The 14,391-nt window shown below is 52.5% G+C and carries 14 protein-coding genes; 11 read left to right on the top strand and 3 right to left on the bottom strand.

The window, feature by feature from the left end; all coding sequences use genetic code 11:
* Nucleotides 1–27: 27 nt before the first annotated feature.
* The 6 genes from BD749_RS06370 (at nucleotide 28) to BD749_RS06345 (ending at nucleotide 5,360) form a co-directional block, all read left to right on the top strand.
* A complete protein-coding gene (locus BD749_RS06370; protein ID WP_180336343.1) occupies nucleotides 28–1,533 on the top strand; it encodes a phytoene desaturase family protein in 1,506 nt (501 codons plus the stop codon).
* A gap of 18 nt (nucleotides 1,534–1,551) precedes the next feature.
* Entirely contained in the window at nucleotides 1,552–2,385 is an 834-nt protein-coding gene (locus BD749_RS06365; protein ID WP_101443480.1) for a phytoene/squalene synthase family protein, read from the top strand.
* Between the two features lie 109 nt (nucleotides 2,386–2,494).
* Nucleotides 2,495–2,926, top strand: coding sequence for a hypothetical protein (locus BD749_RS06360; RefSeq protein ID WP_245868810.1), 432 nt, complete (start codon nucleotides 2,495–2,497; stop codon nucleotides 2,924–2,926).
* Between the two features lie 6 nt (nucleotides 2,927–2,932).
* Complete coding sequence (locus BD749_RS06355; RefSeq protein WP_101443479.1) at nucleotides 2,933–3,631, top strand: lycopene cyclase domain-containing protein; 699 nt, start codon at nucleotides 2,933–2,935, stop codon at nucleotides 3,629–3,631.
* A gap of 6 nt (nucleotides 3,632–3,637) precedes the next feature.
* Complete coding sequence (locus BD749_RS06350) at nucleotides 3,638–4,489, top strand: 4-hydroxy-3-methylbut-2-enyl diphosphate reductase (protein ID WP_101443478.1); 852 nt, start codon at nucleotides 3,638–3,640, stop codon at nucleotides 4,487–4,489.
* A 181-nt stretch (nucleotides 4,490–4,670) separates the two neighbouring features.
* Nucleotides 4,671–5,360, top strand: coding sequence for a fatty acid desaturase (locus BD749_RS06345; RefSeq protein WP_101443477.1), 690 nt, complete (start codon nucleotides 4,671–4,673; stop codon nucleotides 5,358–5,360).
* A 47-nt stretch (nucleotides 5,361–5,407) separates the two neighbouring features.
* Here BD749_RS06345 and BD749_RS06340 read toward each other — a convergent pair whose 3' ends face one another.
* From BD749_RS06340 to BD749_RS06330, 3 genes are all read right to left on the bottom strand, one after another.
* Nucleotides 5,408–5,761: a heavy-metal-associated domain-containing protein gene (locus tag BD749_RS06340; RefSeq protein WP_245868806.1), complete on the bottom strand. Its 354-nt coding sequence runs from the start codon at nucleotides 5,759–5,761 to the stop codon at nucleotides 5,408–5,410.
* An 87-nt stretch (nucleotides 5,762–5,848) separates the two neighbouring features.
* Nucleotides 5,849–8,071 (bottom strand): TonB-dependent receptor, encoded by a 2,223-nt coding sequence (locus BD749_RS06335; protein WP_101443476.1) that lies wholly within the window; start codon nucleotides 8,069–8,071, stop codon nucleotides 5,849–5,851.
* Nucleotides 8,072–8,147: 76 nt separating this feature from the next.
* Entirely contained in the window at nucleotides 8,148–8,567 is a 420-nt protein-coding gene (locus BD749_RS06330; protein WP_245868803.1) for an HYC_CC_PP family protein, read from the bottom strand.
* 394 nt (nucleotides 8,568–8,961) lie between these two features.
* On the opposite strand from BD749_RS06330, the gene mraZ reads away from it, so the two are divergent.
* From mraZ to BD749_RS06305, 5 genes are all read left to right on the top strand, one after another.
* Complete coding sequence (gene mraZ, locus BD749_RS06325; RefSeq protein ID WP_076422535.1) at nucleotides 8,962–9,429, top strand: division/cell wall cluster transcriptional repressor MraZ; 468 nt, start codon at nucleotides 8,962–8,964, stop codon at nucleotides 9,427–9,429.
* The gene (rsmH, locus tag BD749_RS06320) at nucleotides 9,429–10,331 is read left to right on the top strand and encodes a 16S rRNA (cytosine(1402)-N(4))-methyltransferase RsmH (RefSeq protein WP_101443475.1); all 903 of its coding nucleotides are present in this window, start codon (nucleotides 9,429–9,431) and stop codon (nucleotides 10,329–10,331) included. The genes mraZ and rsmH overlap by 1 nt, the downstream gene beginning before the upstream one ends.
* Before the next feature lie 73 nt (nucleotides 10,332–10,404).
* Entirely contained in the window at nucleotides 10,405–10,827 is a 423-nt protein-coding gene (locus tag BD749_RS06315) for an FtsL-like putative cell division protein (protein ID WP_317046340.1), read from the top strand.
* On the top strand, nucleotides 10,817–12,916 hold the full coding sequence (locus BD749_RS06310) for a penicillin-binding protein (RefSeq protein WP_101443473.1): 2,100 nt from the start codon (nucleotides 10,817–10,819) through the stop codon (nucleotides 12,914–12,916). Before BD749_RS06315 ends, BD749_RS06310 begins: the two co-directional genes overlap by 11 nt.
* Nucleotides 12,916–14,382 carry a UDP-N-acetylmuramoyl-L-alanyl-D-glutamate--2,6-diaminopimelate ligase gene (locus BD749_RS06305; protein WP_101443472.1) on the top strand — a complete coding sequence of 489 codons (1,467 nt, stop codon included), beginning with the start codon at nucleotides 12,916–12,918 and terminating at the stop codon, nucleotides 14,380–14,382. Before BD749_RS06310 ends, BD749_RS06305 begins: the two co-directional genes overlap by 1 nt.
* The last annotated feature ends 9 nt before the right edge of the window (nucleotides 14,383–14,391 follow it).

Below are 14,391 nucleotides of genomic sequence, written 5' to 3'. Positions count from 1 at the left end.
CCAGATTTTTTAGTAAATTTCTAGATGATGTCGAAAAAAGTAATCGTGATCGGTGCTGGCTTCTCGGGTCTCTCAGCTGCCACCAGCCTGGCTGATCAGGGGTATGAAGTGACGGTGCTGGAGAAGAATGCCACGCCCGGCGGACGCGCCCGCAGCTTCGAGGCCGAAGGCTATACCTTTGACATGGGCCCAAGCTGGTACTGGATGCCAGATGTGTTTGAGTCTTATTTTAACAGATTCAACAAAACCGTTTCCGATTACTACCATCTTGTTCGTCTTGACCCGTCTTACACTGTTGTCTTTGGCGAAGATGACTTCGTGGACCTGCCCGCTTCGCTAGATGAGTTGAAGGCCCTGTTCGAGAAGTGGGAACCGGGAAGTGCCGCCCGACTCCACAAGTTTCTGGAACAGGCCTCTTATAAGTATGAGGTAGGTATAAACCAACTGGTGTACAAGCCCGGCCGCTCAGTAAAAGAGTTCATGAGCCTGCGCCTGCTGCTGGATGTGCTTCGAATGGATGTGTTTCAGTCCATACACACGCACATCCGCCGCTTTTTTTCGCACGAGAAGATCATCAAGCTGATGGAGTTTCCGGTGTTGTTTTTGGGAGCGCTGCCACAGAATACCCCGGCACTCTATAGCCTGATGAACTATGCCGACATCAGTCTGGGTACCTGGTATCCGATGGGCGGTATGTATAAGATTATTGAAGGGATGGTGCAGTTGGCAGAAGAGATGGGCGTGTCTTTTCTCTACAACCAGGATGTGCAGCAGATAGAGGTGGAGCAAGGTATAGCGCGCCGTGTGCGCACCGCTTCAGGCATGTTTGAGGCCGATGTGGTGGTGGCAAGTGCCGACTATCATCATGTAGAACGTCAGCTGCTCGCTCCGGGTTTACGTAGTTATACGGAAGACTATTGGGACAAACGCGTGATGGCGCCTTCCTGCCTGATCTTCTACTTAGGTATAGGCAAGCGACTTCAAAACCTGCGCCACCACAATCTGTTTTTTGACGAGGATTTCGGGCCGCACGCACACGAAATCTACACAGATCCGAAATGGCCTGCCAAGCCCCTGTTCTATGTATCGGCTCCCTCTGTGACAGACAGCAGCGTAGCGCCGGAAGGCTGCGAGAATTTATTTGTGCTGATGCCGGTGGCGCCGGGCCTGGAAGACACGGAAGAACTGCGGGAACGCTACTACAATGTGATCATGGACCGGCTGGAGCACCTGACCAAACAGGAGGTGCGAAACGCTGTGGTATATAAGCGCAGCTACGCACACCGCGATTTCATAACTGATTACAACGCCTTTAAGGGCAATGCCTATGGTCTGGCTAATACGCTCATGCAAACCGCGCTGCTGAAGCCGAGCCTCAAGAGCAAGAAAGTGAAAAACCTCTATTACACTGGTCAGTTGACAGTGCCCGGTCCGGGTGTGCCGCCCTCCCTTATATCGGGGCAAGTGGTGGCGAAGGAAGTGGCGAAGGATTTTGCGCTGGCTGCGGGCCAGCGATTACCAGTGAGTAATTAATAACGCCCCTGTAAAACTATGGATCTATTTAAAGACACCTGCCTCAAGTGCAGTAAGCTCATTACCGAGGCGTACAGCACATCGTTTACACTCGGCATCAAAACGCTGCACCGCAAGTTTCATGCGCCAATTTATGCCATCTATGGCTTTGTGCGCTGTGCCGACGAGATCGTGGACACCTTTCATGAGCACGACAAACGCAAATTGCTCGACGAGTTCAGCCGCCAGACTTACGAGGCTATAGAGCAAGGTATCAGCCTAAACCCGGTATTGCATGCGTTTCAGTGCGTGGTAAACGAGTATAAGATTGACCGGGCTTATATTGAGGCCTTTTTGAAGAGCATGGCCATGGATTTGGATGACCACGTGTATGATCCGGCGCTATATAAAGAGTATATCTATGGCTCTGCGGAGGTGGTAGGCCTGATGTGCTTAAAGGTGTTTTGCCAGGGCGACGAAGAGCAGTTTGAGCGGCTGAAGAAACCGGCCTGCAGCCTGGGGGCAGCCTTCCAGAAAGTGAACTTCCTGCGCGACATGCAGAGCGATTTCAAAGACCGTGGCAGGGTATATTTCCCAGCTGTGGACATCCGAACCTTTAACAATGCAAGCAAAGAAGAAATAGAAACGGATATTGCCCAGGACTTTAAGGATGCCTATGTGGGTATACTGGCGCTGCCCCGATCGGCGCGCATGGGCGTATACCTGGCCTATGTCTATTACCAAAAGCTTTTCCGGAAAATCAAAGGGCTGCCAGCAACCCATATTTTGAATGAGCGCGTAAGAGTACCTGATAATACAAAGTTTGCCTTACTTTTAGGCTCCTATGTCAGGTATCAACTTAACGCCATCTAACATCGTGAAGAATAGCTTACAAATACTTTTCGTTTTCCTGTTTTTAAGTTTCACAGCCCTAGCTGATAATTCCAAAGATTACAAATTGTCCGTGCTGCGTGTACAGTTTTTGGAGGCTAGTAAAGACAGCAAGGCCGGGCGCGATTTTCACAAGCTGATGAACAACTACGAAGCTAATAACCCCGTGGTGTTGGCTTACAAGGCGGTTTCGGAGGCGATTATGGCCAAACACGTCTGGAACCCTTACATGAAAATGAAGCATTTGCAGAGGTCATCCGAAATATTTGAAACAGCCGTGCAGCTTGACGCTGCAAGCCCTGAAATTCGGTTTCTGCGCTTCACGGTAGAGCACTATGTGCCGCGCTACCTCAACATGAGCAAAAACCTGGAAAGCGACAAAGCAGCGATAATTGCTGGGCTGGAGCGCCACCCAAAGTCTGGCTTGTCAACCGACATGGCCCGCGATATACGCACTTTTATGCTCTCTAAGGACCATTGCACAGAGCAAGAGAAACAACGACTCAAACGCATACCGATTTAAACCCCGATGCCGCTATACCTGTACCTGAACATATTCACCATCCTGTTCCCCCTGTTGCTCTCGTTCGACAGGAAAGTGACTTTTTATAAAAACTGGCCCTACCTGTGGCCGGCCATCATCATCAACGCGGTCCTGTTCATCATCTGGGACGAACTCTTCACACAGGCAGGTATATGGGGTTTCAACCCGGAGTATCTAATAGGGATATACCTGTTTAACCTGCCGCTCGAGGAGGTGCTCTTTTTCATCACAGTGCCCTACGCCTGCGTCTTCATCTACGAGTGCCTCAATGCCTACATCACAAAAGATCTCTTGCAGCCCTATGCCAAAGCGATAACCTTTGCGCTTATACCTGTGCTCTTGCTGTTGGCGGTCTTCAACCTCGAAAAACTCTATACCTCTATCACCTTCACTTTGCTGGCAATCATGCTGGGGGTGCACTACTACTATTTCAACACCCAGCGGTTGGGGCGGTTCTATCTGGCGTACCTTGTGCACCTGGTGCCGTTTTTGCTGGTGAATGGGGTGCTGACCTATTTGCCGATCGTGTGGTATAACAACAGCCACAACCTGAGTCTGCGCATTGTGTCCATACCTGTGGAGGACACGATGTACTCCATGCTCATGCTGTTGCTTACGATTTCGATTTACGAGGGCTTAAAACAGCGCTTCGCTCTTAAACAATATCAACCTTTGGCTGTATAAAGGTATATGCGGAACCTTCAAGTCACGATCGATTCTAACTCAGGCTTTTGCTTCGGCGTGGTCTATGCCATCCAGATGGCCGAGGACCTACTCGACGAGCAAGGCTACCTTTATTGTCTGGGCGACATCGTGCACAACGACGTGGAGGTGGAGCGCCTGCAAAAGCGGGGTCTGCGCATCATCGACCACGCCCAGCTGCGTGAACTGCGCGACGAGGCCGTGTTGATTCGCGCCCACGGTGAGCCGCCTGCAACCTATCACGTGGCCCTGCAGAACAACCTGACCCTGATCGACGCTTCCTGTCCGGTGGTGCTTAAGCTGCAGAACCGGATCAAGACCTCCTATGACAAAGATGAGCGCATTTTCATTTACGGCAAGCACGGGCACGCCGAAGTGATGGGCCTCTTGGGGCAGACGAGCAACAAGGCGGTGGTATTTGAGAATCTGGACGAGTTGATGCAGCACGAGCTGCCGTCCAAGATCACGCTCTACAGCCAGACAACCAAAAGCACGAACAGCTTCTACAACATAAAAGACACGCTCGAGCAAAAAGGCTACGAAGTGGACGCCAACGACACCATTTGCCGGCAGGTATCGAACCGCGACAAAGACCTGCGAAAGTTTGCCGCCCAGTTCGATAAGATTATCTTCGTGTCAGGTACTAAATCCAGCAACGGTAAAGTGCTCTACCAAGTGTGCAAAGACACCAACCCGGCTACCTACTTTGTGTCGAAAGTAGAGGAGATACAACCCGAGTGGTTTGCCGACGGCGACAAAGTGGGCATTTGCGGCGCAACTTCCACTCCGATGTGGCTAATGGAGGAAGTGCGGGATTTATTGCTGCGGGAAGCGGTGTAGGTATAGCCTGTAGGGACAGGTCGCGACCTGTCCAATCGTGCACAGGTATAAGTATAGGCATAGGTAATATAGACTGGAGTCCATGACTAACACCGTAGTCAGATATAGCCTAAACTGAACTTTCAGGTACAAGAATGGTTCGGGTATAAGAAAGGCAAGGTATAGCTGTTTCAAAATTCACATGGCAAAGACAATCAACAGAGATAACAGAGGGATAGCAATTGCCGCTATCATCGTGGCGTGCTGGTTTGGCTTGCTCGTATACCTGTTGCGTTTTCCGGTTGATTTCACTTCGCCGCTGCCATACCTATTCATGCTCTTGCAAACGCACATGTATACGGGGCTTTTTATTACGGCGCACGACGCCATGCACGGCGTGGTGGCTCCCGGCCGCCCGAAGCTGAATCGCTTGATCGGAACCGTCACCGCTTTTCTATTTGCCTACAACTGGTACCCGCGCCTCCTGCCCAAGCACCACCAGCACCACAAGCATGTAGCGACGGAGGAGGACCCGGACTATCACCACGGTTCATTCTGGCCCTGGTATTACAGCTTTCTCAAAAACTACATCACCTGGTGGCAAATTGTGCTGATGGCGATTACCTACAACGTGTTGCAGCTGTTTTTCCCGCTCGAGAATGTCATCATGTTCTGGATGGTGCCGGCTATACTGGCTACGTTCCAGCTGTTCTACTTCGGTACCTACTTGCCGCACCGCGGCGAGCATGCGCCCGAGAACAAGCATAAGTCCGGCACGCAGGACAAGAATCACCTGTGGGCTTTTGTAAGTTGCTACTTTTTCGGCTACCACTACGAGCACCACGACAAGCCGTATCTGCCGTGGTGGCAGCTGTATAAAGCAAAAGGGTAGCCGATTCTGAAATCAGCTACCCTTTTTGATTTTAAGGTATAGGCGACTTAGTGCTGCATTTTAGAATCCTTGCGGCAGCAATCATCGAGCTTGTTGTAGGCACGCGGTGTGGCTGGCTTGTCGTCAGCGTCGTAGCCGGTTTCATTCACCGCCTTGCGGATTTTGTCTTCATTGGTCTTCTTGCTGTCGTAGGTTACGGTCAGCATTTTAGAATCTACATCTAGTGTTGAAGCTTTCACGCCTTTTTCATAGGCCATTGCTTTTTCTATGCTTTTCTTGCACATGCCGCACACGGCCGAGGTTTTGATCTGAACCGTTTTCTCGTTGCCGGTTTGAGCCTGTGCGCTCAAGGTGGCGAAAAACATAACAAGTGCTAATCCGAGGTTTCTGAAGATTTTCATAAAAGAATTGGTTTAAAGGTTACTATAGGTTTAAGTGTAAAAGATAATGTCAAATCTAGCCGGTGGAGCTATGCAAACGATGTGTCGCTACTCGATCTTAAAGCGCATACCTGCATAAATAACCCGGCCGGTAATCGGTCCCCATACCATGCTGGCGTCGAAATTGGCACCGAAGGGATTGTTGGCTCCTCTAATCGCCTCTGGCTGGCGGAAGTTCAAGAGGTTCTCACCACCCAGGTATAGCTCCCAGCGTTTGAAGGCTCGCGATACCTGTCCGTTCAAGGTATAGAAAGTGTCGGACTGGCGCACGTTGGCGGCACCGCTATGGCCTTCTATGTAGGCCAGTGGCATCTGACCGAAGTACTGCGTGGTCAGGTCGGCGCGCCACTTATCGAATGGCGTGGCAAAGCCGAGGTTCACAAAGAAGCGGTGCTGAGGAATCATCGGTCGCTGTTGCAGCGCGCCGTTGTAGGTGGTCTGCACGTCGTAATACTTATAGGCCGTCTTCACGTCAAAGCCTTTCAGCACCTCGTACTGCAGCTCCGCCTGGAAACTGCGTGAGAAAGAGCGACCCTGCAGGTTGTAAAACTCCACCTGGTTGGCGCTACTAAACACGTCGGCCACCACCTGGTTCTGGAATGTGGTATAATAGTAGTCGGTGATGAAAGCGCCCGGACGACCGCCCAGCTCAAAATACTGCGTGAAAGACCCGCCCAGGTTCCAGGCCTTTTCCGGTTCCAGCGTTTCCCGGAACGTAAAGGCGCGGTTACTCACCAAAGCCGCGGTGTTCTCTGCAACCGAGTTGGCCACCCGGAAGCCTTTGCCTGCCGCCACCCTGAAAATCGTGTTTTGGGTAAGGTCATACTTCACGTTCAGGCGAGGCGTAAACACCGTACCGTACAGGTTGTGGAAATCGGTGCGGGCGCCGGCCACGATGGTCAGGTTCTCGGCATTGTTGAAGATGTACTCCGCGAAAATGCCCGGTACTTGTTCGGTGCGGGCCAGTCGGGTTTGCTCCAGGCGCTCGGTATAGTCGTCGTAGAGGAAGCTGGCGCCTACTTTATAGGTGTGGCCTGTGTGCCCGATAATGGACTGGAAGATGAAGCGCAGGTCGCCGGTGTTTTGCTCGCCGTTATAAGTCCGACGGCCATAGAGCGAATTAAACTTGTGGTGTACACCCGAGGAAATGAACCCCAGACTCTGGTACGGCCTGCCCGGAAAGGTATAGGAGGTCTTGTTGTAGAAAGACAAACGGTCCGTCTCCGATTCGGTGCCATAGCGCTGTGTCGGGCTAATCGGCTCGCCTTTCACATACTCCATCTGTCCGCCCAGTTTTGTCTCGCGCAGGGCATTTATACCGAACTCCGACACCCAGGTATCGCCGTTCTTGTATTTCCACTTATTATATACATTGTGGTGCGTGCCCAGCGCCAGGTCCATAAAGCCGTCCTTGTTGCGGTCCACGCGGTTGCCCAGGTGGTCCGAGTGCAACATCAGGATCGTACTCCATTTCGGGCTCACCTGTGCAGACACGTTCAGGTTGGCGTCGAACTTGGCGAGGCTGTTACCATACAGGTTCAGGTATAGCCGCTCACTTTTCTCCGGATCCTTCAGCTTCACGTTCACCTGTCCCGAAATTGACTCGTAGCCGTTCAGTACCGATCCCATACCTTTAATGATGTCAATCGACTCGATGTAGGTGCCGGACAAATAGTTGAGGCGATAGGGGGTGGAGAGGCCGCGCAGGGCGGGCACGTTGTCGGTGGTGAGCAAGGTATAGGAGCCGTCGAGCCCCAGCATCTGGATTTGTTTGGCCCCCGAGACCGCGTCGGTGGTACTGACTTCCACGGAGGCATTCGTCTCAAAGCTCTCAGCCAGGTTGCAGCAAGCCGATTTCTCCAGGTCGCGCGTCGTGATAATCTGCGAGTTGGTCGGCGTGAGGGCCGAGTAGCGGGTTTGCTGTCCCTCCACGACGACCTCTTTGAGCGAACCCGTCGGGCTGAGGGCAATCGTGATGGCAGTTTTGCCGCTGACGTCGATGGTATCCGGCTTGTAGCCTAAATAAGAGACAATAATCTCTGGCGTAATGGCGTCGCTGAGTTGCAGAGAGAAGCTGCCGCTTGTGTCAGTGGATGTGCCTTTGGTAGTACCTTTCCAGACGGCGTTGGCGCCGATAAGCGGTGAATTGGTGGTTTTGTCTACCACTGTGCCCGTCAGTTGCTGGGCAGCGACAGGGTATAGGATACTTGTAAAGAGTGCGAGCGTGCCGAAAACACGGTATAGAACTCGCGAAGGAATGTTGAAATACATATTTCTTAATCGTTTAAACTAAAACATGCAGGTATAGGCACAGGTATAGCACCAGCGCCCTGGGGTGCAGCTACGTCTAGACGATAAGAATATGGAGCCGATGGAGCAGCTCAATACCAAAGAGCGGGGGAGAGCTGTCGGAATAGGTGAGAATGCGCTGGTCGGTGGCGATGGCTGGTGACCAAGTGGTAAAAAGTGGTGTGAACGCTACGGCAACGAATACCGGGATCTCAAGCGAAAGGCTTTTAATAGAGGAGACCGGCTCCAGCTTTTCGAAAGAGAGCTCTGTCGTGCAGCAATCGTCTTCGTCGCTTTCTTGTTCGTCATGCGCCTGCGCGTCAGGTTTTGCGCAGCAACCATCCGTTTGCTCCTGCGTGGCCGACATTCTCAGGCCAGTCATCAGGCAGAGTTGTTCGCTCAGGGCCACGCCAAAAGAGCCCAGCAAAATGCTCAGGGTCAGGAGTAGCGTAACCGTATGGCGGATAGTCTGATTCACAGCACAAATATAAGGGTATTTCCCCCACTTTTACCACAAACTTTATCCACTCCTGGGATAGCGCCCCACTTCGTCCCACATTCTCCACTTTGTCCCACTTTTGCCGAAAACGCGTCAGGGGAAGCACTGGTTATGCTTGGGTTTAGGGTTAACTAGCTAGTTTTCAATTGTTTAAAATATACAACCTCTCGTATATTAGCAAACGGGCATATTTTATGCAAATAAACTTATCCGCAAAATGCGACACCGAAATGTGGATAATGTGGATAAGTGGGGTGGATAACCATAATTTATCCACAAAGTGGTAAAAAGTGGGAGATTGTGGTTGCTGTATTTTGTTGAATCGTTACATTTGTATACTCCGAAAAACTACACGGACCAAACTGTCATATACATGAACTTCCTGTCTGGCGAATACGAATGCAAGATTGATCCAAAGGGAAGGTTGGTTTTACCTGCAAAGATAAAAGCCAACCTGCCGGAGGCGTCTGGCAATCATGTCGTGCTGACGAGGGGTTTCGAACCTTGCCTGGTGCTCTACCCGAAATCGGAGTGGAAGACGATTTACGACAAGGTGGCAGGTCTGAATGAGTTTAACGAGGAGTACCGCCAGTTTCAGCGCAACTTCTTCCGTGGCAACACGGAGATCGAGCTGGACGGCACCGGCCGTTTCATCGTGCCCCGCACCATGGCCCGCTTCGCCGATCTGGAGAAAGAAGCCATTGTGGTGGGACTGGGAAATCGCGTGGAGATCTGGAACCCGGACAGGTATGAAGACTTCCTGATCAAGGACCAGCAGAGTTTCTCGCAACTGGCCGAGAAGTTTTTAGGAGATAAACCGGCGGAAGCGCCTTTGATTTAATGGAGTACCACAGACCGGTTATGCTGCAGGAATGCATAGACGCACTGGAAATTAAACCAGACGGCGTGTATGTGGATGTGACGTTTGGAGGCGGCGGTCACTCCAAGGTAATCGCCAGCAAGCTGACAACGGGCCAGCTTTACTCGTTTGACCAGGACCGCGACGCCGAGGAGCAGTCGAAAAAGATTGATAGCCCTGCGTTTACATTTGTGCGTGCCAACTTCCGCGACCTGAAAAAGTACCTGCGCCTGTACCGCGTGAAAGAAGTAGACGGCATTCTGGCTGATCTGGGCGTATCGTCACACCAGTTCGACGAAGCCGAGCGTGGTTTTTCGACCCGCTTCGACGGTCCGCTGGACATGCGCATGGACCCGGAGTCAGGTATACCGGCAAGCGAGGTGGTGAATACCTACAGCCAGGAGCAGCTGCACAAGATCTTCGGCATTTACGGCGAGGTGAAAAACGCCAAGACGCTGGCCGGGGTAATTGTTTCTCAACGGGCCCGCAAGCCGATCGAGACGATCGGGGAGTTTAAACAAGCCATCAGCTCCTGCACCCCGCGAGGGAAGGAGAACAAATACCTGGCGCAAGTGTTTCAGGCACTGCGCATAGAAGTAAACGATGAGCTGAAGGCGCTCGAGGAAATGCTGGAGCAAGCGGCCGAGGTGCTGAAGCCTGGCGGACGATTGGTGGTGATGTCTTACCACTCCCTTGAAGACCGGCTGGTGAAGAATTTTATAGCCAAAGGCAAGTTCTTCGGGGAAGTGGAGAAAGACCTCTTCGGAAACGAAAAGAAGCCGCTCGACGCCGTTAACCGCAAGCCGATAACGGCCTCAGAACAGGAGTTGCTCGAAAACAGCCGCTCCCGCAGTGCCAAACTCAGAATCGCAGAGAAGAGATAGCGAATGAAAAAATAGAAAAACAGAATCAATCAACAGCGTAGCATACCAACATTCCACTATGGCTCCTAACCTGATGACTAAGACAGCTGCCGCACCCAAGGGGAACACGCCACGCGTGCAACCAGCGGAAGAGGTAAAGCCGGAGGTAAAGGCAAAGAAGAAAGGTTTCAGCCTGTTTCAGCTGCTGGACAGGTATACGAACGTTGATTTTCTGTTCCAGGAGGGCGTGCCTACCAGGTATCTGCCGCACGTGCTCTTCCTGACAGGGATCGTGCTCTTCTACATTGGTAACACCCACTACGCCGAGAAGACGATTCGTAAAATAGCCAAGATCAAAATTGAGACGGAAGACCTTCGGGCGGATTACACCACCCTGAAGTCGGATTATATGAGTGCCAGCAAGCAGTCGGAGGTAGCGCGCAGCGTAGCCCCCATCGGCCTTGTTGAAAGTTCATCTCCACCTTATCAAGTAGAAGTAGCGGCAGATGAATATTAAGAAATCCATAGTGTTGCGGGTGCGGATCGTGTTTTTACTGGTCTGCCTTTTTGCATGTGCTATCGTGTACAAAATTGTACAGATACAGGTGCTCGATGGCACGAAGTGGAAAGAGATTTCGAAAGAGCGCCGTATTCGCTATCAGCCTGTGCCGGCTACCCGTGGCAATATCTACTCCGACAACGAGAGCATATTGGCCACGTCATTGCCGTTTTACCGTGTGGCCTTTGACCCAGCCATTGCCCAGACAGAGACGTTCAATAGGGGTATAGACTCGCTGGCTTTGCTGCTATCGCGCTTTTACAAAGACCAGTCGGCAGAGCATTACCGCCGCAAGATCAAGAACGCACGACATGCTGGCCGCAGGTACATCCGACTGAACAGTCGCCAGATAAACTACCAGGAGAAAAAGCTGATGGCGGGCTGGCCGATCTTCCGAGAGGGCAAAAACAAAGGCGGTGTCATCTTCGAGAAAGTGGAGAAACGATTTAAGCCCTTCGGCATGCTGGCCGAGCGAACAATCGGGTTTATTAACGAGGATAAAAATGGCGCCGGACTGGAGTATAGCTTCAACGGCGACTTGGCGGGCACCGACGGGGAGGCCCTTTTTGAGCGTATAGCGGGCGGCAGCAAACCGATTTACGATGGCACGGAAGTGGCCCCGCTAAACGGGTACGACATCAAGACCACCATCGACATCAACCTGCAGGACGTGGCGGAGAACGCCCTTTATAAGGCGCTGGTGGAGAAGAACGCCGACTACGGTTGCGTGATTCTGATGGAGGTGAAGACAGGGGAGATCAAGGCAATCGCCAACCTCGGCAAAACCAAGGGTGGTTACATAGAAGACTATAACTATGCGGTTGGTAACCAGGGACGTACGGAGCCGGGTTCTACCTTTAAGCTGGCCTCGATGCTGGCTTTGTTCGAGCACTCCGACGTGCAACTGACCGATACCGTGGACACAGGCGACGGCCGCTACCGCATTAAAAACACGACCATGACCGACGTGAAAATCGGTGGTTACGGCAAACTCACGACACAGGAGGTGTTTGAGAAATCTTCGAACATAGGTATAGCGAAGCTGATACAGGAAAACTTCGGTGACAACCAGCAGGCTTTTGTAGACTACCTGCACAAGTTCGGCCTGAGCAGCACGCTGGGTTTCCAGATGGATGGCGAGGCAAGGCCCTATATCAAGAACACCAGCGACAGAACCTGGTACGGCACTTCGCTTACCTCCATGTCGATAGGCTACGAGATGAAGCTGGCCCCGCTGCAGACGCTGGCCTTTTATAATGCCATCGCCAACAACGGCGTGAAAGTGCAGCCAATCATTGTGAAGGAGATTCGCCGTGCTGATCAGGTGATTCAGACCTTTCAGACGCGAGTACTGAACGAGCGGATTGCCTCTGAGGAGTCGATCAAGAAAGTGCGCACAATGCTCGAGGGTGTGATTCAGAACGGTACAGCGAAAAATCTGCGCAGCGCCGACTATAAAGTGGCCGGCAAGACAGGAACTGCCCGAAAGGTGAAGGACGGCAAGTATGTGAGGCTATATTCAACCTCGTTTGCAGGCTATTTTCCGGCCGACAACCCGAAGTACAGCTGCATAGTGATCATCGATAGCCCGAGAGGGGTAAACGTTTACGGTGGCGATGTGGCCGCACCGGTGTTTAAGGAAGTGGCTGACAAAGCCTATGCCCGCGATCTGGCCATGCACCAGCCGCTGCGTGCTAGAGTGGTGCCGAACAAGGACAGTCTGCCACAGGTGAAAGCCGGCAGCCTGGATGATCTGGGACTGATCCTGAACAAGATCGGCGTGAGCAACCACTCCACCGCCACAAGCGATGACGAGTGGGTGCGCGTAACGCCGCAAATGCGCTCACTAAAGTTTGAACCAAACCCGGTAAGGGGCGGTCAGGTGCCGGATGTGACCGGGATGACGCTGCGCGACGCCCTATACATTTTGGGCAATCAACATCTGAAAGTGAGTGTGGAGGGTGTTGGTAAACGGGTAATGCGCCAGTCGGTGCAGCCGGGCACTGAAATTAACAAGGAAACAAAGATTACGATTGTATTGAGCTAATGCAGTTACTGCAGGACATATTGAAAGACGTTACCGTGCTGGAAAGCCACGGCCCGCTGGATGTGCAGGTTGAGTCGATAACCTTCGACTCGCGCCAGGTACAGCCAGGGGTGCTGTTCGTGGCCATGCGCGGTGTGCAGGTAGACGGACACGACTTCATGGCGAAAGCCGCGGGGGCGAAGGCCGTTGCCATTGTGTGTGAGGAGTTGCCGGCAGAACTGGCAAGTGGGGTTACCTATATCAAAGTAAAAAACAGCGGTCAGGCCCTTGGTTTGATGGCTTCTGCGTTTTACGGCCATCCGTCCCGCAAACTGAAACTGGTGGGCGTGACGGGTACGAACGGCAAAACCACTTCGGTGACTTTGCTGCACAAGCTCTTCCGCGAACTGGGCTACCATGTGGGCATGATCTCCACGGTGCAGAACCAGATCGACGAGGAGGTGATCCCGTCGACGCATACCACACCGGACGCCGTGTCGCTGAACGCTTTGCTGGACAAGATGGTGAAAGCGGGCTGTGCATACGCTTTCATGGAAGTGAGTTCGCATGCGATGGTGCAGCAACGGGTGGCAGGTATCACCTTCGCCGGCGGTGTGTTCACCAACATCACGCACGACCACCTTGACTACCACGGCACCTTCGACGAGTACATCAAAGCGAAGAAATCTTTCTTTGATATGCTACCGGCCAGTGCTTTTGCCCTGATCAATGCCGACGACAAGCGTGGTCCGGTAATGGTGCAGAACACCAAAGCAGAGGTACGCTATTTCTCGCTGCGTAAGGTAACTGACTTCAAAGCCCGCCTGATCGACAACACACTGCAGGGCCTGCACCTGGAGATAGACGGTCACGAGATCTGGGCGAAGCTGATCGGCGCTTTCAACGCCTACAACTTGCTGGGTGCCTACGGCGTGGCCGTGTTGCTGGAGGAAGATCCGATGGAAACGCTCACCATTCTCTCGAGTCTGGATACAGCGGCAGGTCGTTTCGACTACATCGTGTCGGAGACAGAGCAGATAACAGGTATAGTGGACTATGCCCATACGCCGGACGCGCTGGAGAATGTGTTGAATACGATCCAGCAAATCCGTACGCCGCTGCAGACGGTGATAACAGTAGTTGGCTGTGGCGGCAACCGCGACGCAGGAAAGCGCCCGGTGATGGCTGACATCGCCTGCCGCCTGAGCGACAAGGTGATCCTGACCTCCGACAATCCGCGCTTCGAAGAGCCGCAGGCCATCCTTGAAGACATGCAGAAAGGGGTGAAGCCACTCGACTTCAAGAAGACACTGAGCGTGCTCGACAGGAGAGAAGCCATTCGCACGGCCTGTATGCTGGCCGGCAAAGGTGACATCATTCTGGTAGCGGGCAAGGGCCACGAAACCTATCAGGAGATCAAAGGCGTGAAATACCCATTTGACGATAAACAAGTGCTGCAGGAAGCCCTGCAACAGCTTGGCAAATAAGACAAACTT

This window comes from Pontibacter ramchanderi (assembly GCF_002846395.1).
Taxonomy (GTDB): domain Bacteria; phylum Bacteroidota; class Bacteroidia; order Cytophagales; family Hymenobacteraceae; genus Pontibacter; species Pontibacter ramchanderi.
Note: the sequence above shows the minus strand (reverse complement) of the source record. Positions and strands in the feature narration are given on the sequence as shown.